The 26,326-nt window shown below is 67.1% G+C and carries 17 protein-coding genes and 1 pseudogene; 13 read left to right on the forward strand and 5 right to left on the reverse strand.

The window, feature by feature from the left end; all coding sequences use genetic code 11:
* Positions 1-72 precede the first annotated feature (72 nt).
* From ABIE00_RS00450 to ABIE00_RS00475, 6 genes are all read left to right on the forward strand, one after another.
* The gene (locus tag ABIE00_RS00450) at positions 73-1,824 is read left to right on the forward strand and encodes a dihydroxyacetone kinase family protein (protein ID WP_354255310.1); all 1,752 of its coding nucleotides are present in this window, start codon (positions 73-75) and stop codon (positions 1,822-1,824) included.
* A complete protein-coding gene (locus tag ABIE00_RS00455; protein ID WP_354255313.1) occupies positions 1,821-2,291 on the forward strand; it encodes a ribose-5-phosphate isomerase in 471 nt (156 codons plus the stop codon). The genes ABIE00_RS00450 and ABIE00_RS00455 overlap by 4 nt, the downstream gene beginning before the upstream one ends.
* Positions 2,275-3,102, forward strand: a complete 828-nt coding sequence (locus ABIE00_RS00460) for a triose-phosphate isomerase family protein (RefSeq protein WP_354255315.1) — start codon at positions 2,275-2,277, stop codon at positions 3,100-3,102. The genes ABIE00_RS00455 and ABIE00_RS00460 overlap by 17 nt, the downstream gene beginning before the upstream one ends.
* Complete coding sequence (locus ABIE00_RS00465) at positions 3,099-3,914, forward strand: sugar phosphate isomerase/epimerase family protein (protein ID WP_354255318.1); 816 nt, start codon at positions 3,099-3,101, stop codon at positions 3,912-3,914. Before ABIE00_RS00460 ends, ABIE00_RS00465 begins: the two co-directional genes overlap by 4 nt.
* A gap of 1 nt (position 3,915) precedes the next feature.
* Complete coding sequence (locus ABIE00_RS00470; RefSeq protein WP_354255321.1) at positions 3,916-4,776, forward strand: phosphogluconate dehydrogenase C-terminal domain-containing protein; 861 nt, start codon at positions 3,916-3,918, stop codon at positions 4,774-4,776.
* Positions 4,777-5,189: 413 nt separating this feature from the next.
* Positions 5,190-7,523, forward strand: coding sequence for a SulP family inorganic anion transporter (locus ABIE00_RS00475; RefSeq protein WP_354255324.1), 2,334 nt, complete (start codon positions 5,190-5,192; stop codon positions 7,521-7,523).
* Positions 7,524-7,609: 86 nt separating this feature from the next.
* Here ABIE00_RS00475 and ABIE00_RS00480 read toward each other — a convergent pair whose 3' ends face one another.
* The 5 genes from ABIE00_RS00480 to ABIE00_RS00500 all read right to left on the reverse strand — a co-directional run bounded on the left by ABIE00_RS00480 (position 7,610) and on the right by ABIE00_RS00500 (position 18,014).
* Positions 7,610-8,986 (reverse strand): MFS transporter, encoded by a 1,377-nt coding sequence (locus ABIE00_RS00480; RefSeq protein ID WP_354255327.1) that lies wholly within the window; start codon positions 8,984-8,986, stop codon positions 7,610-7,612.
* Positions 8,987-9,049: 63 nt separating this feature from the next.
* Positions 9,050-10,525: an NAD-dependent succinate-semialdehyde dehydrogenase gene (locus ABIE00_RS00485; protein WP_354255330.1), complete on the reverse strand. Its 1,476-nt coding sequence runs from the start codon at positions 10,523-10,525 to the stop codon at positions 9,050-9,052.
* Positions 10,526-10,573: 48 nt separating this feature from the next.
* Complete coding sequence (locus ABIE00_RS00490) at positions 10,574-11,824, reverse strand: iron-containing alcohol dehydrogenase (protein WP_354255333.1); 1,251 nt, start codon at positions 11,822-11,824, stop codon at positions 10,574-10,576.
* A 150-nt stretch (positions 11,825-11,974) separates the two neighbouring features.
* Positions 11,975-13,942 carry a helix-turn-helix domain-containing protein gene (locus ABIE00_RS00495; RefSeq protein ID WP_354255335.1) on the reverse strand — a complete coding sequence of 656 codons (1,968 nt, stop codon included), beginning with the start codon at positions 13,940-13,942 and terminating at the stop codon, positions 11,975-11,977.
* Positions 13,943-14,585: 643 nt separating this feature from the next.
* Entirely contained in the window at positions 14,586-18,014 is a 3,429-nt protein-coding gene (locus tag ABIE00_RS00500) for a DEAD/DEAH box helicase (protein ID WP_354255338.1), read from the reverse strand.
* 245 nt (positions 18,015-18,259) lie between these two features.
* On the opposite strand from ABIE00_RS00500, the gene ABIE00_RS00505 reads away from it, so the two are divergent.
* The 7 genes and pseudogenes from ABIE00_RS00505 (at position 18,260) to ABIE00_RS00535 (ending at position 26,126) form a co-directional block, all read left to right on the forward strand.
* Positions 18,260-19,138: a DMP19 family protein gene (locus ABIE00_RS00505; protein WP_354255341.1), complete on the forward strand. Its 879-nt coding sequence runs from the start codon at positions 18,260-18,262 to the stop codon at positions 19,136-19,138.
* 266 nt (positions 19,139-19,404) lie between these two features.
* A pseudogene (locus ABIE00_RS00510) lies at positions 19,405-19,953 on the forward strand (Ig-like domain-containing domain); the annotation flags it as partial.
* 226 nt (positions 19,954-20,179) lie between these two features.
* Positions 20,180-21,202 carry a LacI family DNA-binding transcriptional regulator gene (locus ABIE00_RS00515; RefSeq protein ID WP_354255343.1) on the forward strand — a complete coding sequence of 341 codons (1,023 nt, stop codon included), beginning with the start codon at positions 20,180-20,182 and terminating at the stop codon, positions 21,200-21,202.
* Positions 21,203-21,351: 149 nt separating this feature from the next.
* Positions 21,352-22,647: a sugar ABC transporter substrate-binding protein gene (locus ABIE00_RS00520; protein ID WP_354255346.1), complete on the forward strand. Its 1,296-nt coding sequence runs from the start codon at positions 21,352-21,354 to the stop codon at positions 22,645-22,647.
* A gap of 83 nt (positions 22,648-22,730) precedes the next feature.
* Positions 22,731-23,690 (forward strand): carbohydrate ABC transporter permease, encoded by a 960-nt coding sequence (locus tag ABIE00_RS00525; protein ID WP_354255349.1) that lies wholly within the window; start codon positions 22,731-22,733, stop codon positions 23,688-23,690.
* Between the two features lies 1 nt (position 23,691).
* The gene (locus tag ABIE00_RS00530) at positions 23,692-24,570 is read left to right on the forward strand and encodes a carbohydrate ABC transporter permease (protein WP_354255352.1); all 879 of its coding nucleotides are present in this window, start codon (positions 23,692-23,694) and stop codon (positions 24,568-24,570) included.
* Positions 24,571-24,602: 32 nt separating this feature from the next.
* Positions 24,603-26,126 carry a glycoside hydrolase family 32 protein gene (locus ABIE00_RS00535; protein ID WP_354255355.1) on the forward strand — a complete coding sequence of 508 codons (1,524 nt, stop codon included), beginning with the start codon at positions 24,603-24,605 and terminating at the stop codon, positions 26,124-26,126.
* The last annotated feature ends 200 nt before the right edge of the window (positions 26,127-26,326 follow it).

Here is a 26,326-nt window from a genome sequence, read left to right on the forward strand (position 1 = left end):
CTGCCAGTCAGTTGGGTCACCACCCCGACCGCAGCGTCCCACGATTTCCACTGATAGTCCCAGGAGTTCCCCATGACCCGCCTGTTCAATGAACCCGCAGCGTTTGCTGATGAGATGATCGAGGGCTTTGTTGCCTCGCACGGCCGGTGGGTGCGGCGCGTTTCCGGCGGCGTGGCCCGCAGCACGAGGAGCACACCGGGCACTGTGGCACTGGTGATCGGCGGCGGCTCCGGCCACTATCCGGCGTTCGCCGGCCTGGTGGGCCAGGGCCTGGCCCACGGCGCCGCGATGGGCAACCTATTCGCGTCCCCTTCCGCGCAGCAGGTCTACAGCGTGGCCAAGGCGGCCAACAACGGCGCCGGTGTCCTGCTGGGCTACGGCAACTATGCCGGCGACGTCCTGCACTTCAGCCAGGCGCAAGAACGCCTCCGCCGCGAGGGCATCGACTGCCGCAGCATCGCCGTCACCGACGACGTCTCCTCCGCTCCGCCCGCAGAACGGCAGAAGCGGCGCGGCATCGCAGGTGACCTGACCGTCTTCAAGGTCGCGGCCGCCGCTGCCGAGGCCGGCTACAGCATGGACGCCACGGTCGAAATCGCCGAACGCGCCAACGGCCGCACCCGGTCCTTCGGCGTCGCGTTCACCGGCTGCACCCTTCCGGGTGCCGAGACCCCGCTGTTCACCGTCCCCGAGGGCCGGATGGCCGTAGGCATGGGCATCCATGGCGAGTCCGGTATCGGTGAAACAGATATTCCGACGGCGGATGAGCTCGCCGGACTGCTCGTGGGCAAGCTGCTCACCGAAATTCCGGAGGGCCTTCAGGCCCGGGGGGCGCAGGTGGTCCCGATCCTCAACGGCCTGGGCAGCGTCAAGTACGAGGAACTGTTCGTGGTCTACCGCCGCGTCGCCCAGCTCCTGGCCGAGGCCGGCCTGGAAGCCGTTGACCCGCAGGTCGGCGAGCTGGTCACCAGCTTCGACATGGCCGGCACCTCGCTGACCCTGTTCTGGCTGGACGAGGAGCTCGAAACCCTCTGGAACGCACCATGCGATGCTCCAGCCTTCCGCCGCGGCACGGTCACCGCCGCAGCCCTGGAAGCCGACGACGTCGATCTCGCCGAGGCCGAGGCGTCCATCCCTGAAGCCACGGACGAGTCGCGTGCCGCCGCGGTCCATGTCCTGGCCGCCCTCGGCGCCGCCAAGGACGTCATCGACGCGAACGTCGAGGAACTGGGCCGCATCGATGCGATCGCCGGCGACGGTGACCACGGCATCGGCATGGAGCGCGGTGTCCGGGCAGCGGTCGAGGCCGCAACTGACGCCGTCGAACGCGGTGCCGGCGCGGCGACCACCCTGCACCTGGCCGCCGACGCCTGGGCCGACCGTGCCGGCGGCACCTCCGGTGCGCTCTGGGGCATGGCGCTGCGGGCGGTCGGGGACGCGTTGGGGGACAGCACCACGCCCGACGCCGGCGCTGTCGCCGCCGGAGTGGCGGAGGCCGCCGCCTCGATCATGGGCTTTGGCAAGGCCAAGGTGGGCGACAAGACCCTCGTGGACGTGCTGGTTCCGTTCCGCGACGCCCTGTCCGCAGCCGCCGGCTCCGGGCAGTCCCTCACCGACGCCTGGGGTGCGGCAGCCGCGGTGGCCCAGCAGGCCGCGGAGGAAACCGCCAACCTGCTGCCCCTCATGGGCAGGGCACGCCCGCACGCCGAGAAGAGCCTGGGCACCCCGGACGCCGGCGCCGTATCCATGGCGCTGATCGTCCGCGCCATCCACAACACCTTCGCCGAGGCGAAAGCTGCAGCAACCACTAAGGAGAACGCATGAGCGCCAAACTGCGCCTGGTCGTCGGTTCCGACGACGCCGGATTCGAGTACAAGGAAGCCCTGAAGGCGGACCTGGAAGCCAGTGAACTGGTCGAGTCCGTGACCGACGTCGGAGTGGACGCCACCAGCCACACCCCGTACCCGTCCGTGGCCATCGCCGCCGCCGAACTCATCGCCGCCGGCAAGGCCGACCGTGCCCTGCTGGTCTGCGGCACGGGCCTGGGCGTGGCAATCGCCGCGAACAAGGTCCCCGGTATCCGGGCGGTCACCGCGCACGACAGCTTCTCCGTTGAGCGCTCCATCCTGTCCAACAACGCCCAGGTCCTCACCTTCGGCCAGCGCGTCGTGGGCCTGGAACTCGCCCGCCGCCTCGCCAAGGAATGGCTCACCTACACCTTTGACGAATCCTCGGCTTCCGCCGGGAAGGTCACCCTGATTAAGGACTACGAGGGTGTCACTTCCTGCTAACCCCGCCGCCGCCGGCGGCACTACGCAGCCAAAGGCGATCATCGGCGTCAGCCTGAAGATGTACTTCGGCTACGAGCGGACCCTGGACTGGTGCCGGGACGTGGCGCGAATCGCCTCCGCCCACCCGGCTGTCCGCAGCGGCGACATTGAACTGTTCGCCCTGCCGGCCCACCCGGTGCTGCCCGAGTGCGCGCGGATCCTGTCCGCCGCCAAGGCCGCCGCAGGTGCCCAGGACATCTTCTGGGAGGACGAGGGCGCCTTCACCGGCGAGGTCAGCGGCAAGATGGTGGCCGAAACCGGCGGCCGGTACGCCGAGGTGGGCCACGCCGAGCGCCGCCGCATCTTCGGTGAGGATGACGACGTGATCGGGCTGAAGACCGCTGCGGCGTACCGCAACGGCCTCACCCCGGTGCTGTGCGTGGGCGAACCCGGACACGGCACCGCGGCGGACGCCATCAAGCACTGCATCCGTGAAATCGACGGCGTCCTGAACCGTGCCGGAAGCCTGGGCACCGCCGGGCGCACCATCGTGGCCTACGAGCCGCAGTGGGCCATCGGCGCAGCCGAACCGGCCTCGCCCGGTTTCATCAGCGAAGTCATCACCGGACTGGACACCCACCTGCGCAGCCGCCCGGGCCAGGAAGACAGCCGGGTGATCTACGGAGGCAGCGCCGGCCCCGGCCTCATCAGCCAGCTTGGCCCCGCGGTCAGCGGACTGTTCCTGGGCCGCTTCGCCCACAAGCCGTCCGCGGTCCAGGACATCCTGGACGAGGCCGCACAGCGGCTTGGTGCGAAGGAAGTTGCAGCATGAGCCGGATTGGATCGGGTTCAAAAATTGGATTGAGCAGCTACGCGTTCTTCTGGCAGCTCTCCGACAAGGTGAGCAAGCCGCTGAGCATCCACGAGGCGCTGGAGCGGACCGCGGCGCTGGGTGTGGACCTGTTCCAGATCTGCGACTATGCGCCGCTGGAAACCATGGCCGACGACGAACTGCGGGACGTCCGGTCCACCGCCGACTCGCTCGGGATCAGCCTCGAGCTGGGCACCAAGGGCATCCGGCCCGAACACCTCCGGAAGTTCCTGCACATCGCCAGGATCCTGGGGGCGCCGCTGCTGCGGACCATGTTCAACATCCCGGGCCACAGTCCGACGGCGGATGAGGCGGTGGAGATCTTCACCGAGGTCCTGCCCGAGTTCAAGGCGGCCGGGGTGCGGATCGCGGTGGAGACCTACGAACAGGTCCCCACTGCCCGGATCCTGGAGGTCATCGAGCGCGTCGGAAGCCTGTACCTGGGCGTGTGCAGCGACCCGGCCAATACCGTGGCGGCCCTGGAGTCGCCGCGTGAGGTGATTGACGCCGTCGCACCCCATGTCCTGAACATGCACATCAAAGACTTTGCGTTCAGCCGCAAGGAGGGGTGGGTCGGATTCACATACTCCGGCGCGCCGCTCGGCGAAGGCCTCCTCGACTACGACTACATGGTCGAAAAGCTTCAGCCCAAAGAAAGAAACATCAACCAGATCGTCGAACACTGGCTGCCATGGCAGGACTCCGAGGACGAAACCATCCGCCTCGAAAACCAGTGGACCCAGCAAAGCCTCGATTTCCTAAGGAGCAAATGAAATGTCTGCAGAACAGTTGACCGTCGCCGTTATCGGAGCCGGAGGCAAGATGGGGATGCGCGTTTCGCGGAACCTCCAGAAGTCCAGCCACACCGTGTTCTACTCCGAAAACTCCCCCGCCGGCCAGGACCGCGTCCGCGAAGAAGGCCGTGAAATCACCGCCACCGACGACGCCGTCAAGGGCGCCGACGTCGTGATCCTCGCCGTTCCGGACACCGTCCTGGGCGTCGTGTCCGAGGGCGTCGTGCCGCAGATGAAGTCCGGCGCCATCCTGCTCACCCTGGACCCGGCCGCCGCCTACGCAGGCCTGCTGGCCCAGCGCGAGGACGTCGTCCAGGCCGTGGCCCACCCCTGCCACCCGTCCGTGTTCCTGGAGCGCACCACCAAGGAAGAATGGGCCGACACCTTCGGCGGCCAGGGCGCCCCCCAGAACGTCGTCGCCGCGATCGACGAGGACGCTTCCGAGGCCACCAAGGCTGCCGCCGAGGCCACCATCCGCGTCATTTACGCACCCGTGATCGACGTCCACTGGGTCACCGTGAAGCAGCTCGCCATCCTCGAGCCCACCCTGGTGGAGACCGTGGCCTGCATGATCGGCACCCTGCTCAACGAGGCGCTGCACGAGACCGTCCACACCGCCGGCGTACCCGAGGAAGCTGCGAAGGCCATGCTGTTCGGCCACGTCCAGATCGCCCTCACCAACGCCCTGCGCGGCTCCAACCCGTTCTCTGAAGCCTGCGAAATCGCCATCCAGTACGGCAAGGACACCATCATCAAGGACGACTGGAAGAAGATCTTCGACGACTCCGAGCTCGACAGCGTCATCGCCAAGATGCTGAAGCTGGACGCCGTCAAGCGCTAGGCGCCCCTGCCGGCACGGTCAGCCGGCACGGTTCCAACGCAGTGGATCCATCCCCAGGGGATGGATCCACTGCCGCTTTAACCGGACCTCACCAGCGGAACCGGACGCCGCCCGCGCACGGCCGGGAACCGCCGTCGGAATTTATTTCCCGGTGAACGTGCGGTCACCCGTGGCCCGGACCATGTGACTTGAACAGCGGCCCCTTTTGCTGCCCCGGGGGGAGCCCTTGCGGTGTGGGGGAACACAGCACCGCCGGGCCGGCGAAGGCTTATGCAAACGAATGGATTAGTGCACTAGTTTTCGCTTTATGTCCGCCCTGACCTCGTGTTTCTTCTCACGGGCGGTACTCTTGCGGCCTTTATCGGGGCATCAATAGCGTGGATAAGGACCCTTCGAACGAGCTAAGGACTTACATGCCCTCGCCAGCCGCCACGGATCCAAACCCCATCCACTCCGGCAGGAGCCGGATACCAGTCCTGGCCCGCCTGACCTCGGGCCTCCGCTGGGACCTGCCCGCCTCCCTCGTGGTGTTCCTCGTCGCCGTCCCGCTGTCGCTCGGCATCGCCGCGGCGTCGGGCGCGCCGGTCATGGCCGGACTGATCGCGGCTGCAGTCGGCGGCATCGTGGCCGGCAGCCTGGGCGGCGCCCCGCTGCAGGTGAGCGGCCCCGCTGCAGGCCTGACGGTCATCGTCGCCGGCCTCATCGAGCAGTTCGGCTGGCCGGTCACCTGCGCCATCACCGTGGCCGCCGGTGTCCTGCAGGTGCTGCTGGGCATGGCCAAGGTGGGACGAGTGGCGCTCGCCATCGCCCCGGTGGTGGTGCACGCGATGCTTGCCGGGATCGGCATCATCATCGTCCTGCAGCAACTGCATGTGATGCTCGGCAGCGAAGCCGGGGAGGCCGCACTGCACAACATCCTGGCGCTGCCAGACAGCCTTGCCGCCGTCGATCCGCAGGCCGCCTTCCTCGGGGCTGTGGTGATCGCACTCCTCGCCGGGTGGAAGCACATGCCGGCCGCCGTCCGCCGGGTGCCCGGCCCGCTCGTCGCCGTCGTAGCCGCCACGCTGCTGTCGCTGCCGTTCAATTCCGACGTCGACCGGATCACCTTTGACGGTTCGCTGCTGGACGCCCTGTCCCTGCCGCACCTGCCGCAAGGCGAGTGGACCGCCATCGCTGTCGGCGTCGTCACCATCGCCCTGGTGGCCAGCGTGGAATCGCTGCTGTCCGCCGTCGCCGTCGACAAGATGCACCACGGAGAGCGTACGGACTTCAACCGCGAGCTCCTCGGCCAGGGTGCCGCCAACGTGACGTCCGGCATGCTGGGCGGGCTTCCCGTCACCGGTGTGATCGTCCGCAGTGCCACCAACGTGGAGGCCGGGGGACGGACCCGAAAGTCCGCCATCCTCCACGGCATCTGGGTCCTCGTCTTTTCCCTGCTGCTGGCGGGAGTCATCCAGCTGGTGCCCGAGTCCGTGCTTGCCGGGCTGCTCATCATGATCGGCATCCGCCTGGTGAAGGTGGCCGATTTCCAAACGGCACGCGTCACCGGTGACCTGGCCGTCTACGCCGCCACGCTGCTCACGGTAGTGTTCGTCAACCTCCTGGCCGGCGTGCTGATCGGGCTCGCCCTGGCCGTGCTGCTGGTCGTCTGGCGCGTGGTCCGTGCCAGCATCCACGCCGAGCCCCTCGGCGCCGCAGCCGAAAACCGCTGGCGGGTGGTCATCGACGGTTCCTGCACCTTCCTGTCCCTTCCCCGCCTGAGCAAGGTGCTTGCAGCAGTGCCGCCGGCGGCGCACGTCACTGTGGAGCTCGACGTCGACTACCTGGACCACCCCGTGCACGACACCCTGGAGGCCTGGCGCGTCCGGCACGTCAACAACGGCGGCAGCGTCGAGATCGAGGAAACCGGAACGGCCACCCTGCACGCCGCCGTGGCTGGAACTCCGGCCCGAGGGTCATCGCGATCCGCGCTGCGCGGCGGCTTCGCGCCGTGGCGGAGCTGGCAGCGGGACAGCGCACCGCTTGCGGCCGGCGCTTCCGGGCATGTGCCTGCCCCGGTGCGCTCGGTGCTCAACGGCGTGGACAGCTACCACCGCCGGCACGCCCACCTGCTGCGTCCGCACGTCGAGGAACTGTCCACCTTCCAGGACCCCGACACGCTGTTCATCACCTGCGCCGACTCCCGGCTGGTGCCCAACCTGATCACCAGCAGCGGCCCGGGGGACCTGTTCACGGTCCGCAACGTGGGCAACGTGGTGGGAAGCGACCGGCTCGAACCGTCGGTTGAGGCATCGCTGAAGTTCGCCCTTGACGAGCTGTCAGTCACGTCCGTCGTGGTCTGCGGCCACTCCGGCTGCGGTGCCATGACCGCCCTGCTTGCCGGACCGGCCGCAGACCAGAAGGCCGGGGAGCAGACGCCCGAAGGGCTGGAGAAGCGTTGCCCCGTCGAGTCCTGGCTGGACCACGGCCGGCCGAGCCTCGAGTCATTCCAGGCCGGACATCCCGTCCAGGTTGCCGCCGAGCAGGCCGGGTACGGCGCTGTGGACCAGCTGGCCATGGTCAACGTTGCCGTCCAGCTCGAGCGGCTGCAACGGCACGCCAGCCTGCAGGACGCCGTCGGGATCGGTGACGTCCATGTGACGGGCCTGTTCTACGACATCGCCACGGCCCGGGTCCTGCAGGTCACGACCACCGGCATCAGCCACCTGGATCCGCTGCCGCGGGCCGAGGAGCTGTCCCCGGCCTGACCGGAGAAAGTCCGCCGGCGGCATCAGCAGTGCACACACTGCCGATGCCGCCGGTTTTTCTAACTCTGGCGTGCTAAATAAAACCCCTAGCGGACGCCGGCCTTGCCAGTTGAGTCCTGGGAGGCAGCCGAATCCTGCTGTGCCGCCTCAAGGCTTCCGCGCACGCGCTTTACCGTTTCCGGAGCCATGATGGCCGAGGCCACAGTGATGACGCCGATGACGCTGAAGTACAGGATCACCCAGCCGGGTTCGCCGTTGCCTGCATTGAGCAGGGCCACGGCGACCAGCGGCGCAATGCCTCCGGCCAGGACCGAGCCGAACTGGTAGCCCATGGAGGCGCCGCTGTAGCGGAGCTTGGTGGAGAAGAGCTCGGCGAAGAAGGCAGCCTGAGGGCCATACATGGAGTTGTGGAAGACCGCGAGGCCGATGATGATGGCCAGGGTTGCCAGCAGGGCGCTGCCGGTGTCCGTCATGACGAAGTAGAGCGGGAAGAACAGCAGCCCGCCGATGGAGCCGAACAGGTAAAGCGGCTTCCGGCCGATCCGGTCGGACAGCGCTGCCCAGAGTGGCACCGCGATGACGCCGATGGCGGAGGCGATCAGAACGGACATGGAGCCCTGGTTCGCGCGTTCGGGCCCGAACGTCCGCATGATGTAGACAACCGAGAAGGTGGTGTACAGGTAGAAGGCCGAGTTTTCGGCGAGGCGCATGCCGACGACCAGCCAAACGCCCTTGGTCTCCTTCTTCAGGGCTTCCCCGAGCGGGTTGTGAGCAGTCTGCTTCCTGGCCACGAGCTCCTTGAAGTCATCGGAGTCCTCAAGCTTTGCGCGGACCACCAGGCCCACGACGATCAGCAGTACGCTGAGGAGGAACGGAACGCGCCAGGCCCAGGCGTCGAAGGCGTCGGCCGGGACCATGGCCTTGACGGCCAGGACCGATGAGTTGGCCAGCAGCATGCCTGCCGGTACACCCATTTGGGTGAAGCTGCCGAAGAATCCGCGGCGGCCTTCCGGGGCGTGTTCCGTGGAGATAATGGCGGCACCGGCCCATTCAGCCCCTGCACCGAACCCCTGCACGAGCCGCAGAACCGTCAAGAGGATCGGAGCCCAGACGCCGATCTGCGCGTAGGTGGGCAACAGGCCCATCGCCAAGGTGGCGAATCCCATCAGCAGCAGTGAGAGCACCAGCATTGGCTTGCGGCCGATCTTGTCCCCGTAGTGGCCGGCGAACATGCCGCCGAAGGGCCGGGCAACAAAACCAACCGCGTAGGTGAGGAAGGCCAGCAGGAGACCCGTGGCGGGGTCCTGCTCGGGGAAGTAGAGCCGGCTGAAAACGCCGGTGGCCGCAAGGAGGCCGAAGATGTAGTAGTCGTACCACTCGATGGTGGTTCCGGCGAAGCTGGCGAGGGATACCCGCCAGGGCACCCGGCGTGCGTTGCCGGTCGTTGCTGCGGAGAGCGTCATTGGTCTTTTCTTTCGAAGGTCAAATAAGGATGTGGGGGATGATCAGGTGGCAGTGAACCGGATTCACCAGTCAAGGGCGATGTACTTGGTTTCCGTGAAGTCCAGCAGGCCCTGGTGGGCGCCTTCCCGTCCCAGACCGCTTTGCTTCATGCCGCCGAATGGCGCTGCCGGGTCCGAGACGAGCCCGCGATTGAGGGCCACCATGCCGCTTTCTATGCGTTCGGATACCCGTAGCCCCCGCCGCAGGTCCTCGGTGAATACATACGCCGCGAGGCCATACTCGGAGTCGTTGGCGGCCGCGATGACTTCGTCCTCGGTATCGAAGCCGATGACTGATGCCACGGGCCCGAAGATTTCCTCGCTCACCATGCGCGCATGGAGTGGCACGTTGGTCACCACGGTGGGCGGGTAGTAGTAACCCTCCCCTTCCGGTAGCTGCCCGCCGGTGAGCAGGCGCGCACCTTGGTCGAGGGCATCGCGCACCAGGGCGTCGACCTTCAGGACACTTGCCTCATCAACCAGCGGGCCCACTTCGGTGGTGGGATCTGTACCGGGCCCGACCGTCAGGGCTGCCATGCGGGCCGCCAGGCGGCTGGCGAACTCCGCCTGGATCCCGCGCTGGACGTAGATCCTGTTGGCTGCAGTGCAGGCCTGGCCGCCGTTGCGCATCTTGGCGATCATGACGCCGTCGATTGCCTTGTCCAGGTCCGCGTCATCGAAAACCACGAACGGCGCGTTGCCGCCCAGCTCCATGGAGCACTTGAGGACGTTGTCCGCTGCCTGCCGCAACAGATGGCGTCCGACGCCGGTGGAACCGGTGAACGACAGCTTCCGGACGCGGGGGTCGGCCAGGATCGGCGTCATGACATCGCTCGTCTTGCTCGTGGTGATCACGTTGACGGCGCCGGCCGGGACGCCCGCGTCGACCATCAGCTGGGCGATGGCCAGCGACGTCAGGGGCGTCAGCGTGGCCGGCTTGAGCACGGCGGTGCAGCCGGCGGCAAGCGCCGGCGCCAGCTTGCGTGTGGCCATCGCGGCCGGGAAGTTCCACGGGGTGATCAGGACGCAGACGCCGATCGGCTGGTGCTGGACCAGGATGCGATTCGCGCCAGACGGCGAGGTGGAAACGTCACCGATGATCCGGACTGCCTCCTCGGCGTACCAGCGGAAGAACTCTGCGGCGTATGCCACCTCTCCCCGGGCGTCTGGAAGCGCTTTGCCGTTCTCGAGCGAGATGAGGCGGGCCAGCTGTTCGCTCCGCTCGGTCATCAGCTCGAAGCAGCGGCTGAGGATCTCGGCGCGCCGCCGGGGCGGTGTGGCGGCCCACTCCGGGAACGCCGCGGCGGCGGCGTCGACGGCGGCCAGGCCGTCCTCGACGTCGGCGTCTGCGATGGCGGTGATCGCCGTGCCGTCGGAGGGATTGATGACGGCGACGGTGCCGCCGCCAGCGGCGTCCTGCCAGTTTCCGGCGATGAGCAGTTGGCGGGGGACCGCCAGCTCATCGACGTCGAGGGGTTCTTGGGCGGAGAGAAGTGTCATGGGTGATCCTCAGGTTTGATCAGATGATGATGCGGCGGGGGACTTTTGTCAGCGAATGGTGCGGTCGCCGGCGTAAGCGGCCTGCACGATGGATGTGACGGACTCAATGTCGAGCGGCACCGGGTTGTTGTCGATGAGGCGCTTGGAGTTCAGGGACAGCCTGGCAATCTGGCCGAGGTCGCCCTCCTGCACTCCGAGGTCCTGTAGGGTCGCGGGCAGTTCGATGGTGGCGATGACTTCGTCGATGGCCTCGACGCCGGCGATCGCCGCGCTGCGCGTGTCCAGGCCCCTGATGTCGCGTCCCAGCGCGTCGGCAACCTGTGCCAGCTGCGGTTCAATGGCGCTGAAGTTGTGGCGGACGACGTAGGGGAGCAGCAGGCCGACGCCCACGCCGTGCGGTGTGTGGGTCAGTGCGCCGACGGGGTACTGGATGGCATGCGCCGCCGCCGTTCCGGCGTTGCTGAGCACAATGCCGCCGTAGAGCGCCGCCAGCATCATGTCGGCGCGGGCCTCGGTGTTGCCCGGATCCTTGTAGGCCGTGGCCAGGCTCCGGCCGAGGAGCCGGATCCCGTCCAGTGCCAGGGAGTCCGTAAGGACATTCTTGCCCACGAACACGCGCTCGTTGGCGAGAGTGCGGGTTGGTTCCCGGGTGATGGCGGTGAACGACTCGACCAGGTGGACGAAGGTGTCCGCGCCGGTGGCTGCCGTCAGCGCCGGCGGGCAGGTGTAGGTCAGTTCGGGGTCGCAGACCGAGGCGAAGGGGATGATGTGGGGGCTTGAGATGCCCATCTTCATGCCGAGTCCGGGGTCGGAAACCACGGCTATGGCTGTCGCTTCGGATCCCGTGCCCGCCGTGGTGGGCAGCGCGATGACGGGTTTGACGGGACCGGGAACAGCGAATTCGCCGTAATAGTCGCTAGGGTGACCGCCGTGGGTCAGAAGCACCGAGACCACTTTGGCCATGTCCATGCAGCTGCCGCCGCCGAAGCCGATGACGACGTCGATGTCCTGACCCTTGAGCTCTTCGACACAGGCAATGATGCCCGGGGTGGGCAGCTCGGCCTGGGTCTCTCCGTAGACCCGGACGGACAGCTTCCGGTTCTCCAGGCTTGTGACCAGGGCCTGCAGTTCGTCCGAGGCTGCAAGCCGGGGGTCCGTGCAGATGAGGACGCTGTCACCGAGCTCTGCTGCGATATCGGCGATGGCAAAACGCTGCTGGGCCCCGACGACGATGTTCCGCGGCAAGCGCAGGACGCCGAAGGTTGCGGGACGGATGCCCGCTGCATGCGCACACGACATTGTGACTGACTCCTAAAGATGGGGATCTTGGGCTACCTGATAGGTGCCGCAGATCTCATCGTTCCAGAGCCGCGTGAGGTGGCCTATGGAGGTTTCTGCCACATTGGCAGTGGGAACATGTGCGTCAGAACCACATCGGTGTGGGCTGGCTCAGCGTAATTCGCCGCCGATTCCGGCGGATTGCAGGCGCCAGAGCCGCAGGGCCACGTGGATGTCCAGGGACCGGCCGCCCCGGCGCCAGCTGGCGCCGAGGACTGTATCGATGCGCTCCAGTCGCTGGCGGAGTGTGTTGGGGTGAACGTGCAGGGCCTCCGCCGCTGCCGTGCCGGACGCGTCGTTCTCCAGGAAGGTCCAGGCGGTCAGGACCAGCTGCGTTCCCCGGCGGCTGTCGTAGTCCAGCAGGGGTCCGAGCTGGGCGGCCAGCAGTTGGGTGGCGAAGGGCCTGTCCATGGCGCCCAGCAGCATCCCGGCCGTGCCGAGGGCAGCCCGGTCGGCGGCCTCGCCGTTCCGGGACAGCGCCTGCAGCGCGCGCAGCACGGCATCGGCCTCGGCGTGGGCCCCTGTCAGCCGGGAAAATCCTGTCACCGCCTGTGAGGATCCAACGCTGGCTTGGATGCGCTGGTGCTTCAGGGCATCGACGATCGACTGCCCGTTGTCTGCGCCCGGGTCCGCACCCGCAGGGCCGCCGCGTGGGGCGGGTGGCTCGATGACGCACAGATGCGATTCGTGGAGGGCGGTGATCCCGGGACGGTCCTGTGCAAGCCGTTTCAATACTGCAAGGGCCCTTTGCCGCTGGTCCTCCCGCACGCCCACCACCCGGACCACCAGCGGGGTGTTGTCTGCGAGGCCGAATCTCCCGGCCCGCCGTTTCAGCGCTTCCGTATCCTCAGACCGCGGATTCAGGAGTTCGTCTATGAGTTCGAGCTGCAGCCGGTACTGCGCGTCCTGGAAGGTCCTTTCAAAGAGCAACGCCGCACTGAGGACCAGGGCGCTTCGCTCGAGCACTGCAAGCCGGTCCTGGCTGATGTGGCCGGCAACGATCAGCGAGGCCAGGTGCTGGTCCCCGGCGACCGCGGACATCACGGTGTACTGCCGGCCTTTGACGGTGAAAGGCATGGGCAGCGTCCTGGCGGCGGAGAGCTCCGCGGCGCTTAAGGCGGCGGGATGGCCGAAGTCGGGATTGGCGCCGAGCCCTGCCAGGGTTTCGCCCATGGGCGACACCACGAACACCTCGCTGTCCATCGACTCGGCCAAAAGCAGCATGAGGTTGGGCAGGCTGTTGGCGGACGCCAGAGTCTCCATCAGCCGTTGATCGAGGGAGGAGAGCTCCTCCAGCGCCTTCACATGGGCAAGATTTTGCCGCTGGGCCTGGTCCAGCCGGGCCAGGGCATCGGCCATTTCGGTGAAGTGACGGGCGTTCTCGAGCGCGACGGCGGCGTGGGTGCCGATGGATTCCATGAGTGCGACGTCGTCGCTGCTGAAGTTGTGTGCGTGCCGGTCCGCAACAAGGAGCGCGCCGATCACCTTGCCCTCGGCCCGCAAGGGGACTCCCATTATGGCCTTGACACCTTCTGCCGCGACCGCCGCGTCACTCGGCCCAAGGTGCGTCTTGGTCTTGTCACTCAGGTAGTCCGCGGATTGCGAGGGGGCTTCACCGGTGGCCACCGCACCGAGGACCCCCTCACCCAGGGGCATCCGGATGTTCCGGAACAGTGCCGTGGCGGCACCGTCAGTCACCCGGATGTACGATTCTCCGGAGTCGTAGTCGTTCAGGCTCAGATAGGCGATGTCGCTGCCGATGAGCGAACGGGTTCTGCGGACGATAGCCTTCAGGACGGCTTCAACATCCCGAATGCCGGTGAGGTCCGTGGCGGTGTCGTACAGGACGCGGAGCAGACCCTCCCGCCGGCTGGCCTCCCGGAGCCTGGCGTTGAGGCTGCGGGCGGCTGCTGCCGTCGGCGGATCGAGCCGGCTCTCCTCCTGCATGGCTGCAAGGTGTGTTTCCAGGGCCTCGGCAGAAATCCCTTCCCCCAGAAGTGCCAAAAGCCGTCCCAGCGTCATTCCCTCGGAAGGGGGAGCGGCGCCGGAACGGACGGGCGGACTGTCTTGGGCACCCATAGAGCCAATGGTAGTGTCTGCCCGGCGCGATCGGAGTTCCCGCATGGTTGCTTCCGGCCGGGGTGCGTACAGCAGCGGGAGCCCGGGTAGTGCGGGCGGGAAAGACGCGTAGTCGGCCCCCGTGACTTACCGGTGCCCCGCGCCGTTGAATGGTCCGACACAGCGACAGCGACAGCGACGGAGGAGGCGGCGTGGAAGGGTGCAGGCCATGAGTTCAGGACTGGCGTCAGCGATGCAGTTCGCCGGGTCCCTGCCCGGGTCCATTTTGCTCCTGCTGGGGCAGGCCCTGGTGGTGGTGTGCGCCTGTTCCGACATGCTCCGCCTGCTGTCAGTGCCACGCTCCCACCGGCGGTACCTGGCCAACACTGTCTTCCGCACATTGGCCGTCCCGGCGATCCTGGCCACGGCCGTCAGGGCGCTGCTCGATGCTGCCGCCGGCGTGTGGCCGAACGTCACGGCCGGGATGTTCGTGCTGGTGGTCCTGGTCTACCGGTGGCGCACCGACACCGACGAGGACAGCTGGTGGAAGGGCAAGGGCAAGGCCCTGGGGCGCTGGTTCAGCAGGCGGGCCGCCTTCGGGCTCCGGCCCGCTGGGGTCGCCGCGATGCAGGACGGGGTCCCGCCCGGTAGCCTGCTGCTAGCGTCAGTCGTTGAAGAGCCCGGCCAGGTCCTCCGCGGTGAGTGCACCGCCGGAGAGGGCATCACCCTCCATCACGTCGGCGAACAGCTGCGACTTCTTGGCCTTGAGCGCCATGACCTTCTCCTCGATGGTGTCCTTGGCCACCAGCCGGTACACCATGACGTTCCTGGCCTGGCCGATGCGGTGCGTGCGGTCCACCGCCTGCGCCTCTGACGCCGGGTTCCACCACGGATCGAGCAGGAACACGTAGTCCGCCTCCGTCAGGTTGAGGCCGAACCCGCCGGCCTTGAGGCTGATCAGGAACACCGGCGCCGCGCCGTTCTTGAACTCATTGACGACGTCGGTACGGTTCCGGGTGCCGCCGTCGAGATAGCAGAACTCGATGTCCTCCTTGACGAGGCGCTCGCGGACCTTGCCCAGGAAGCCGGTGAACTGGCTGAAAATGAGGGCGCGGTGGCCTTCGGCCACGAGGTCCTCCAGCTGCTCGAACAGCACGTCCAGCTTGCTCGACCGCACGCCGGACAGGGACTCGTCCACGAGGGTCGCGTCCAGGCTGAGCTGGCGCAGCAGCGTCAGTGACTGGAAGATGGTGAAGCGGTTCTTGTTCACATCCTCGATCAGGCCCAGGATCTTCTGCCGCTCGCGCTGCAGATGGGTCTGGTAGACCTTCTGGTGCCGCGGGTTCAGCACCACCTCGAGGACCTGTTCCTGCTTGGGCGGCAGGTCCTTGATGACCTGCTCCTTGGTACGGCGCATCATGAGCGGACGGACCCGACGGCGGAGCTTGTCCAGTTGCCCCTTGTCACCGTTCTTCTCCACCGGCTTCTGGTAATACTCCGCGAACCGCGAAGGGCTGGCGAACAGCCCGGGCGCCACGATGGACGTCAAGGCCCAGAACTCCATGAGGTTGTTCTCCAGCGGCGTGCCCGTGATGGCCAGCTTGAACGCCGCCGGAAGCTTGCGGGCACACTGGTAGGCCTTGGACTGGTGGTTCTTCACGAACTGGGCCTCGTCCAGCACCAGCCCGGCCCAGCGCCGTCCGGCGTAGGACTCGTAGTCGATCCGGAACAGCGCGTAGGACGTGATGACGATGTCCGCCCCGGCCATGGCCTGGGCGGGATCGGCGCCGCTCTTGGCGAAGGTTTCGCAGACGGCGCGGACCGTCAGGCCGGGCGCGAACCGGGCGGCCTCGGCCTCCCAGTTGCCCACGACGCTGGTGGGGGCCACCACCAAAAAGGAAGTGCCGCCGTCGTCCTCAGTTTTGGCGTCCGCTGTCTGGGAGTCCGCTTGCCCAGCGTCAGCAGAGGACTCCGCGTGTTCCTTGGCCGCGCACATCAGGGCCAGCGCCTGGACTGTCTTTCCCAGGCCCATGTCGTCGGCGAGCACGCCGCCGAGACTGTGGCGGTACAGGAAGCTCAGCCAGTTGTAGCCTTCCAGCTGGTACGGGCGCAGCTCGGCGTTGAGCGTGGCCGGCAGCGGCAGGCCCTGGACACCGTCCTCCAGCAGCCCGCCCACCGCCTCGCGCCATGCGGCCGCCTGCTCGTCCACGATGCCCAGCTGCGCAAGCTCATCCCACAGGCCGGCCTGGAAACGGCTGATCTGCAGCGGCGCGTCCTTGTTGTCCTGAAGGCTGCGGGCCTCGTCGATGAGGGCGCGGAGCTGGTGCAGCTCCGGCAGGTCGAGGGAGAAGTACGCGCCGCTGGGCAGCAGCATGCGCGTCTGCCCGGCAGCGAGGGCGGAGAAGAGGGCCGCGAAGGACACCGGCTGGCCCTCGAGGGTGATCACGATGCCAAGGTCGAACCAGTCGCGCTGGTCCGTGGCCTTCGTGGAGATCGCCACCACCGGCGCCTCCTCGGCCTCGCGGTAGTCCGCGATGTCGCCGGAGGTGTCCACGTCGACACCCGGTGTGTTCCGCAGCCTGGGGAGCACCTCCTCCGTGAAGGCGAGGGTGTCCAGCCCGCTCAGCTCCGCGGTGGCCGCGAGCCGCGGCGTGCCCCAGCCCCCGGTGGCTGACTCGCCCAGCTTGGGCACCACGTCCCACGGCTGGCCCACAGCCTCCAGGATCCGGGCCTCGGCCGGATCGTCACGGTAGCCGTGGTCGCCGGGGTGGCGCCAAAGCGGCTGCGCGGTGACGATGGTACCGGACTTGTAGTGCCATTCCCAGTGCAGGCGTACGCGGTGGTCGGTGCCGTAGTTGGCCAGCAGCGAGAGCGTCGGCACGGCGAGCTCGGGCAGCTCGACGGACTCGTCCGCCGCCGTCACGCGCGCGGTCTGCTTCAGCTTGGGGTAGAAGCCGGTGAGGAAGCGGCCTTCATCGCGCGCCGGGATGTGCAGCGTGCTGCCCGCCGTGACGAAGGCCAGCAGCTCCTCGCTCAGGCCGCTCTCCAGCGGGGCCAGCGTGATGGTTTCGTCCGCGGCGACCCCCGGCAGCGCATCTCCGCTGGTGGTAAGGAAAATGCCGTGTGGGGGGCGGCCGATGGTGCCCACCGATGCCGGATCAACCTCGGTGCCGTCGACAGTGATGGTGGACGCGAGCTCCAGGCCGCCGTCCTGGGTACCGCTTCCGTAGCGGCCCAGGTTCAGTCCCACCGCCGCGGGCTCCGTCGCCACCTTCACGGGCTCCTGGCCGCGGCTGTGCACCAGCGCGACGCCGATCTGCCGGGCTTCCTCCAGCAGGCCCCACATGTTTTTGCCCGCAAAAGTGTTCAGCCCCAGCCAGAGGGACGACGACGAGTACGCCCGGTTGGCGCCGGCGGTGTGCGCGGCGAGGAAGGCCTGCATCCACTCCACATGCGACTGGTTGCACTCGCGCTTGAAGCTGAGGTAGCTCAGCGTATTCCAGGAGACGTCGCCGCGGATCCATTTGCCCTTGGCGCCCATGATCACCGGGCGGGCCCTGAGCTGGCGGACGCTGCGGAGCGGATCCCGCCGGCCAGTGTAGGAGAAGTGCGGGGCAGGCTCCTCCACCTCGAACTGCAGGGCCAGGGGAGTGCCGCCGGTCTGCTGGGCAGGGCCGGCCTGCGAAATCAGGGGGCTGAGGGCCTGCTCCCAGTCCGAGAGGGGCGGCACCGACTTTTCCCGTGACACCCGCGAGACGTCGGCGGGGGACAGGAGCTGTACCCGCACCGCCGGGTTGTCTTCGGCCGCGAACAGGAGCGCGGCCACGTGCTTGCAGTCCTTGCGGACCGGGCAGCTGCAGACGCCCACCGTGCAGCTCCAGCCGCCGCCCTTGCGGACCAGCTTGGCCGTGGTGGAGTAGGGCACCTCGGAGCCGCCCCGGACCTTGCCGAGCATGAGGCCGGTGGCGGCGTCGAACGAGATCCCGGAGACGCGGCCGCCCATGGCATAGGCGAGCCCGGCCGCCAGGGAGCGGTCGTTGATCGCGGGGGTCTGGATTGCCAGTGCCGCACTGTCGTCCGGTTGGGAAGGCATGGGTGCGCGCTACTTTCGGCAGGTCGAAAATCTGCAGGTTATCTGATCCATCTTAGTCGGGCGGGAGGGGCCCTCAAATTTGCCGCCGCCCGCCGTCGGGCTCTTCTGTTTGTCCTGTTTGTGCCTCAACGGGGTATGGGCAAACTTCGCCTGACGTTCACTTCGCCCTAAACCTGCTGGCTGCAGACCGCGCGTACGTTGGGAGAGTCCTCAGCATCACCGGCTTTCTGCAGTAAGGATTTCCCATGACTTCCAGCGAATACCCCGTTGTCCTGACCGTCGAAGGCGCCGCAGGCGGCGATAGCGGCAGCGATGCAGAGACAGTTGATTCCAACGTCGCCGTGGTGAACATCATGTACCAGGAGCTGCTCGGTTCGGGGGAGATCGCGCCCAATGCCCTGCGCAGCTACTTCGTGGACTTCTACCTCACGCAGTCCCTGGGCGGCGGCTTTGCACAGTATGTCTTTACCGCCCCGGACCGCGAGGAGCTTGACGCCTATATCCGCGAGGGCCTGGAAGGCATGGGCGCCGCCAGGCATGTTGACCTCTTCGACCGCACCGCGGAGGCATTCGACGCCCTGTCCGAGGAGGAGACGGACATCTACCTGGACGGCGAGCCCGACGCCGAGGACGGCGGGCTCCCCGAACGCGTGCAGGCCATGGAGGACCTCGACGCCGAATTCGAATCACTCCTCGGGACGGAGGACATCGTGGCCCTCAACGCGGCTTGGCTGCGTGGCCAGGAAGGCCTGCTGGTCCTGAACGACGACGAGCTCACCGCCCACATCGCCAAGCGCGTGGCGGCACTGCCGGACCTTGAAGAGCGGCGCGCCGAGGCCGCGGAAGAGGCACTGGAGAACGCCCCGGAATTCGAGGTCATCATCCGCGAACTGTGCGACATCACCGGCTACGAGCTGCAGAAAATCACCATGGGTGACCCGAACTACAACCACAACGGCGAGACGGCGCTCGCGTGGCACTTCAGCACCGACCACGGCGACTTCCTCATGATCGAGGACGACGACGAGGCTTTCATGCTCAACCCGGAGACCAAGGAAATCGTGGCCGCCGTCGAGTTCGGAGACCTGGACGGAGACCTGGACGAGGACCTCGTAGAGGCGTAGCACTGCGCGGGCCGGCCGGCGTTTTCCGGCGAGGGCCGGCTCACCCGTGCGCCGGCCCTGTTGAGGGGTGGCACAGGTTCTGTTTAAAGGTTTCCGCAGGGTGGCGTCCACATACTGGCATCCTCTTCAGATCATGGACCTGAAGAGGATCACCCTTGCTGGGTCTCAGCCGGGTGAAGTCTGGGGCCTTTGAGCTGGCACGGTCGGACCCGTGGTTACTGCCAAGGCGCCGGGCATCAACTCGCTGATGGTCAGCGAACGTCACGGCAACCTTCAACGAACCGATCGCAGGACTGGGAACGGCATCCTTCACCCTGAAGAACTCGGCAGGAGCGCTCATCGCCTCTCCGGTGACGTGGAACGCCACCACGCGGGTTGCCACGCTGAACCCGAACGTCACGCTGGCGGCTGACCGGAAGCACACCGCAACGCTGACTGCCGGCATCACGGACATCGCCGGCAACCCGATCGCCGCCAACTCCTGGGCGTTCACCACGGGACCCCGGCCGATCGTGACCGCGAAGTCCCCGGCCACGAACGCCACCGCCGTCAGCCGCACCGCCAACGTCACGGCGACCATCAGTGAGAACGTGAGTGGCGTAGCCAACGGAACGTTTGCCCTCCGGAACGCCGCCACCGACGCCCTGGTGAGCTATGCCGTCAGCTACAACGCCACCAGCCACGTGGCAACGCTGAACCCGAACGTGACCCTGGCGGCCAACACGAAGTACACGGCAACCATTTCCACCAGCATCAAGGATGCCGGCGGGAACCCGCTCAGCGGCCTCTCCTGGAGCTTCACCACAGGACGGTAACCGAGCAGCTTCACAGAACCTCCGGCCCGGCGCCGCCCGAAAGGGCAGCGCCGGGCCGGACCCATGTCTGTTGGCTGAGCTCGTGTCTGGTGGCTGAGCCTCCGCCCGTAGGTTCTCTGGCCGAGCCTGCAAGGTTAGGGAGCGGGTGGGAAGTGACGATTGACACATGCAAAACGTTTTGTGTATTCTCATTCCACCCAACCAAAACGTTTTGCAAAGGAAGTCGATGACGACGAGAGTAGGGATACGTGAAGTGGCCAAGGCCGCGGGAGTCTCTGTGACCACCGTTTCCCACGCCCTCAACGACGCCACCAGCTCCCGGGTCAAGGCGGAAACCCAGCAGCACGTCCGGGACGTGGCCAGGAACCTTGGCTACGCCCCCAACAGGCTCGCCAGCGGGCTGCGCAACCAGCGCTCCCAGATCCTGGGCCTGGTCAGCGACGAGATCACCACCACGCCGTTCGCCGGGGCCATGATCCGCGGGGCGCAGGACGCGGCCTATGAACGCGGCTACGTAGTCATGGTGGTGAACTCCGGCCTGGACAGCGAGCTCGAACACCGCGAAATCACGATGCTTCAGCAGCACCAGGTGGACGGCGTGGTGTATGCCCGGCTGTACCACCAGGGGGTCGAGCTGCCGCCTGCACTCTCGGGGATTCCCACTGTCCTACTGGACGCCGTCACTGGTGACCCAGCGGTCTCCTCCATCGTCCCGGACGAGGTCGACGCCGCCGAAACCGCCGTCGAAGCCCTCGTCGCGGCCGGACACACGCGGATCGGAATGATCAACAACGTGGACGACATTCCCGCCAGCCACGGCCGGCTGGAAGGATTCCACAACGCCCTGGGCCGCCACGGCATCGAGCACGATCCGCGGCACCTCGTCATCACCGTTCCGGAGACCTCCGGCGGCCGTGAGGCCGCCCTGGGTCTCCTCAGCCAGCCGGACAGGCCCACAGCGCTGTTCTGCTTCAGCGACAGGGTGGCCATGGGCGTATACCAAGCGGCCGCAGCGCTGGGCCTGAGCGTCCCGGATGATGTCTCGATCGTGGGCATCGACAACCTGGAGCTCATCGCCGGCTCGCTGTGGCCGGGGCTGACCACCGTGGCCCTGCCGCATTACGACATGGGGCGATGGGCGGTCAACCGGGTTCTTGACGACATCGAGAACCCGGGGGCGCCGCCGGAACAGGTGCGGCTGGCCTGTCCCCTGATCGAACGGGGATCCGTAGGGCCGCCCAGGACCTGACGGGATTCAAACAACCACGAGCAATAGAACCAGTTCGTCCCAAACCCCGGGTCCGCCTGAAAAGGGACGCAGCCGTTGCAGCGGCCGCGCCCCTTCCGGACCCTGGACCAATCATCCACGCGCAAAATCAGCAGAAAGACTGGACCTTCATGAACAAGCGATTCACACGGATCCTGGCCACCAGCATAGCCGCGGCGGCACTCATGGGCAGCCTCGCTGCCTGCGGCAAGGGCAGCGCGTCCGCCACGTCCCAGGACGGCAACGAGATCACCATGTGGACCCACAACGCGGGCAACCCTGACGAGCTCGCTGCCATCAAAGCCATCGTCGACAAGTACAACAAGAGCGGCGCCGCCAAGGCTCAGATCAAGGTACAGGCCTTTCCGCAGGAGTCCTACAACGACTCAGTGGTCTCGGCGGCCGCTGCCGGGAAGCTGCCCTGCATCGTGGACATCGATGGTCCCAACGTGCCGAACTGGGCGTGGGCCAAATACCTGACGCCGCTGAAGCTTTCGGCCGACCTGTCCAGGAACCTCCCCAGCACGGTCGCCAAGTGGGAAGGCGAGACGTACGCGGTGGGCTACTACGACGTCGCCCTTGCCATGTTTGCCCGCGCCTCGGACCTGAAGGCAGCCGGCGTCCGCCCGGCCACGGTTGAAAAGCCGTGGACCAAGGAGGAATTCCAGGACGCGCTGACCAAGCTCAAGGCCCTGGGCAAGTGGCAGTACCCCCTCGACATGGGGACTGCCGGCACCGGTGAATGGTTGCCGTACGCCTACTCGCCGCTGCTCCAGTCCTTCGGCGGAGACCTCGTCAACCGCGACGGCTTCCAGTCCGCGGACGGGACCCTCAACGGGGACAAGGCCGTCGAGTGGGCCGGGTGGTTCCGCGGACTCGCCGACCAAGGCTTCATGGCCAAGAAGAGCGGCAAGGATTCCACCCAGGACTTCCTGAACAACAAGAGCGGCATCGTCTACACGGGCTCCTGGGCTGCGGACAAGGCACGTAAGGCGCTCGGCAAGGACCTGGCCGTCATGCCTTCAGTGGACCTCGGCAACGGGCCGAAGATCGGCGGCGCCTCGTGGCAGTGGGGCGTGACCAGTGGCTGCAAGAACTCCGAGGCCGCCATGGACTACCTCTCCTACTCGCTGAAGCCGGAAAACATCGCCGCCGTGGCCAAGGCCACCGGCACCATCCCGGCCACCGACGAAGCCGCGGCCCTGATCCCCGCCTTCGCCGAGGGCGGAGAAAACCGGGTGTTCATGGAACTGTCCCGGCAGCAGGCCGTCATGCGTCCGGAAACGCCTGCCTACCCGTTCATCGCAACGGAGTACGGCAAGGCCGTCCAGGACATCCTGGCCGGCGCGGACGCCAAGACCGTCCTGGACAAGGCGGTCAAGGCGATTGACGCCAACATCAAGTCCAACGGCGGCTACAAGAACTAGCCGGCCGCCGGACGGGAGGACGACGGCGGGCAGCACCTGCCGCCGTCGTCCTCCAGCCGGCACTGACTGTCAACGGAGACTCCATGACAACCACCCAGCTTCCCTCCCGCCGCCCCGCTGTTCCGGCGCCCGGCGGAACCACCCCGGCGGCAGCCCGCCGCAAACGCCCGCGCCACCTGCGTGAACAGCTCAGCGGCTGGGGGATGATCGCACCGGCAGCGGTCCTCCTGCTCGCCTTCGTGTTCCTGCCGGCGATCCTGGGCTTCGGCCTGGCCTTCACGAACGCCCGCCTCATCTCCCCGCGGCCGGTGGAGTTCGTCGGGATGGACAACTTTGCCCGGCTCTTCACCGACCCCACATTCTGGCGGGCACTCCTGAACGTCAGCTACTTCGCCGTGGTGGTGGTGCCGGTGCAGTCCGGCCTCGCCCTGGCCATGGCGCTGCTGATCAACAAGAAGTTCCGCGGCGTGAACTTCTTCCGTACCGTCTACTTCCTCCCCGTGGTCACGTCCATGGTGGTGGTGTCGCTGCTCTGGCTCTTCATGTACCGCAAGGACGGCCTGATCAACGAGCTGCTGTCCACGTTCAGCTTCGGCCTCATCCCGGGCGCGGACTGGCTGAACGACCCCGCCACCGCCATGCCGGCCATTATCGCGCTGTCCATCTGGCAGGCCGCCGGCTTCCACATGATCATCTGGCTGGCCGGGCTGCAGAGCATCTCCGGCGAGCTGTACGAGGCGGCGCAGCTGGACGGCGCCAGCCGCTGGCACCAGTTCCGGTACGTGACCTGGCCGGGCCTGAAGCACACGCGCACCCTGGTCCTGGTGACCATCACCATCCAGGCGCTCGGCCTCTTTGACCAGGTGAGCGTGATGACGCAGGGCGGCCCGCTCGACTCCACCACCACCATCATCTACGAGGCGGTCCGCTCCGGTTTCAAGCAGCAGGAGACCTCCTACGCTTCCGCCATCTCGCTCGTATTCTTCGTCCTGGTGCTGCTGGTCTCCGCGGTCCAGCGCTACCTGACCCGAGAGAAGGACTGACGTGAAAAACGTGCTCCGCCTCAATTCCATCGGCGCCATGGCCGTCCGCATCCTGTTCGCGGCCGTCGCCGCCTTCCCCATCGTGTTCATGCTCGTGTCCTCGCTCAAGCCGGACCAGCAGATCTTCGGTGACATGTCCTCGGTGGCGGCGTTCCTGCCCATCGGCAACATCTCGCTGGACAACTACACCGCAGTTTTTGACCGGGTTCCGGCCGCGCGCTTCCTCCTCAACTCCGTCGGTGTGTCCGCCGTGACAGTGGTCCTGGGAATCTTTATCAACAGCCTCTGCGCCTTCGCGCTGTCCCGCATGCAGGTCCGCGGCAAGCGCATCGTGTTCACGGCGATCCTGGCCACGCTGATCGTGCCGTTCCAGACGCTGGCACTGCCGCTGGTGTGGTGGGTGAACCAGCTGCCCTACTTTGAACTCAACGGCTTCAGCCTGGAGATCTCCAAAGGCTGGCTGGACACGTACCAGGTGCAGATCATCCCGTTCATCGCCAACGCGTTTTCCATCTACCTGTACCACCAGTACTTCGAGTCCATCCCCAAGGAACTGGACGAGGCTGCCCGGATCGACGGCGCCGGCTGGTTCAAGATCTACCGCCAGGTGGTGATGCCGCTCGCCGGTCCCGCCACGGCCACCGTGGCCATCCTGACGTTCCTGCCCGCCTGGAACTCCTACCTGTGGCCGCTCATGGTGGTCCAGTCCGAGGAACTGCGCCCCGTGATGATCGGCATCCAGTACTTCTTCCAGCTGAACGTCTCCTGGGGTGAGGTGATGGCCTACGCCTCGCTGATCACGGTTCCCGTGGTGGTCCTCTTCATCGCGTTCCAGCGCTCCTTCATCAACAGCATCGCCTCCAGCGGCGTCAAAGGCTGACCCGGCCCCACTTTCCAGTTCGAAAGCGAATCATGACTTCCCTGAATGCAACGCCCGCCCTCGACTGCCGATACCGGCCCAAATGGCACTACGCTGCGGAGCGCAACTGGCTCAACGACCCCAACGGCCTGGTGCACTCCAACGGCGTGTACCACCTCTTCTACCAGCACAACCCATTCGGTGACGTGTGGGGCAACATGTCCTGGGGCCACGCCACCTCGGCGGACCTGCTGAACTGGGACGAGCAGCCGGTGGCCATCCCCTGCGACGAACAGGAGGCAATCTTCTCCGGATCGGCCATGGTGGATACGCACAACACGAGCGGTTTCGGCGTCGGGGGAGTGCCCCCGCTGGTGGCGGTCTACACCAGCGCCTACTCCCCGTTGTCGCCGCTGGCGGGCCGGCAGGCACAGTCCCTCGCGTACAGCACCGACGACGGCGCCACCTGGACCAGGTATGCGGGGAACCCCGTGCTGGACCGGGCGTCTGCGGACTTCCGCGACCCCAAGGTCTTCTGGTACGACGGCGACGCCGGCAGCTACTGGGTGATGGCCGCCGTCGAGGCCGTCCGGCATGAGGTGGTGCTCTACAAGTCCGGCGACCTCAAAACGTGGGAGTACCTGAGCACCTTCGGTCCGGCCAACGCCACGGGCGGCGTGTGGGAATGCCCCGACCTGTTCGAACTGCCCGTGGACGGCGATGCGGGGAACACCCGCTGGGTCCTCGTGGTGAATCTGAGCCCCGGCGGGATCGCCGGCGGCTCCGCGGGCCAGTACTTCCTGGGAACGTTCGACGGCGTGACGTTCCGTTCCGAAACCACGGTCACCGAGGGCACACAGACCGACGACAGCCGGATGCCGGACTACGGCTGGCTGGACTGGGGCCGGGACTACTACGCGGCCGTCTCGTTCAGCAACGCCCCCGGCGGGCGCCGCCTCATGATCGGCTGGATGAACAACTGGCAGTACGCTTCTTCGACACCATCGCAGGGCTGGCGCAGTGCCATGTCCCTGGTCCGCGAGGTCCGGCTGGAGACCCGCGGCGGGCGCACCATGCTGGTGCAGGCCCCGACGGACCCGTTCGACGCCTCCGGGACGGAACTGTTCGCGGCGGGCCCGGAACCGCTCGCGGCCGGCGTGCGGTGGCTGCCCGCCGGGGCCTCCGGGGATGTGCTGCGCATCGACGCCGAGTTCCGTCCGGGTTCCGCCGGCAAGGTGGGGCTGGTACTGCGGGCGGGCGAGGCCGGGGGAGTGCAGGAGCGGACCGTGCTTGCCTACTCTCCTCTGACGGGCGAGCTCAGCCTGGACCGCACCGCGTCCGGGAACGTCGGCTTCCATGCCGACTTCCCGTCCGTGGAGCGTGTGCCGGTTGCCCTGGATGGCAGCGGCCTGCTGCGGCTCAGGATCTTCCTGGACCGGTGTTCTGTTGAGGTTTTCGCCCAGGACGGCCTGATGACACTCACGGACCAGATCTTCCCCGCGGAGTCCAGCACCGCCGTCGGACTGCTGGCCGAAGGCGACGGCGCCACCCTGGTAAGCCTCAGCGTCACCGGCTAGCTCCCGCGTTGCTTCCATCCCGGACCGTAACCCCTTTGAGGCGCTCCCCCAATTGGCGCCTCAGAACGGAAGGTCCAGGCCCGGTTAGGCTGCGGCCCAGGCCAGGAGGGTATTGGCCATGGGCCGCAGGCTTGGTTGGTTCCAGCACCTGCTCCGGTGGTAGTGCCGGCGCCTCCGGAGAGGCGCCGGCCACACCCGCA

Origin of the sequence: Arthrobacter sp. OAP107 (genome assembly GCF_040546765.1) — a bacterium.
Lineage (GTDB): Bacteria > Actinomycetota > Actinomycetes > Actinomycetales > Micrococcaceae > Arthrobacter.

Bases quoted from the DNA above. Each gene is read 5' to 3' on its own strand.
- ABIE00_RS00485 (WP_354255330.1), bottom strand. From the start codon at position 10,525: ATGACACTTCTCTCCGCCCAAGAACCCCTCGACGTCGATGAGCTGGCG.
- ABIE00_RS00500 (WP_354255338.1), bottom strand. From the start codon at position 18,014: ATGCCTTCCCAACCGGACGACAGTGCGGCACTGGCAATCCAGACCCCC.
- ABIE00_RS00535 (WP_354255355.1), top strand. From the start codon at position 24,603: ATGACTTCCCTGAATGCAACGCCCGCCCTCGACTGCCGATACCGGCCC.
- ABIE00_RS00470 (WP_354255321.1), top strand. From the start codon at position 3,916: ATGTCTGCAGAACAGTTGACCGTCGCCGTTATCGGAGCCGGAGGCAAG.
- ABIE00_RS00525 (WP_354255349.1), top strand. From the start codon at position 22,731: ATGACAACCACCCAGCTTCCCTCCCGCCGCCCCGCTGTTCCGGCGCCC.
- ABIE00_RS00455 (WP_354255313.1), top strand. From the start codon at position 1,821: ATGAGCGCCAAACTGCGCCTGGTCGTCGGTTCCGACGACGCCGGATTC.
- ABIE00_RS00505 (WP_354255341.1), top strand. From the start codon at position 18,260: ATGACTTCCAGCGAATACCCCGTTGTCCTGACCGTCGAAGGCGCCGCA.
- ABIE00_RS00450 (WP_354255310.1), top strand. From the start codon at position 73: ATGACCCGCCTGTTCAATGAACCCGCAGCGTTTGCTGATGAGATGATC.
- ABIE00_RS00465 (WP_354255318.1), top strand. From the start codon at position 3,099: ATGAGCCGGATTGGATCGGGTTCAAAAATTGGATTGAGCAGCTACGCG.
- ABIE00_RS00475 (WP_354255324.1), top strand. From the start codon at position 5,190: ATGCCCTCGCCAGCCGCCACGGATCCAAACCCCATCCACTCCGGCAGG.
- ABIE00_RS00480 (WP_354255327.1), bottom strand. From the start codon at position 8,986: ATGACGCTCTCCGCAGCAACGACCGGCAACGCACGCCGGGTGCCCTGG.
- ABIE00_RS00520 (WP_354255346.1), top strand. From the start codon at position 21,352: ATGAACAAGCGATTCACACGGATCCTGGCCACCAGCATAGCCGCGGCG.
- ABIE00_RS00495 (WP_354255335.1), bottom strand. From the start codon at position 13,942: ATGGGTGCCCAAGACAGTCCGCCCGTCCGTTCCGGCGCCGCTCCCCCT.
- ABIE00_RS00490 (WP_354255333.1), bottom strand. From the start codon at position 11,824: ATGTCGTGTGCGCATGCAGCGGGCATCCGTCCCGCAACCTTCGGCGTC.
- ABIE00_RS00515 (WP_354255343.1), top strand. From the start codon at position 20,180: ATGACGACGAGAGTAGGGATACGTGAAGTGGCCAAGGCCGCGGGAGTC.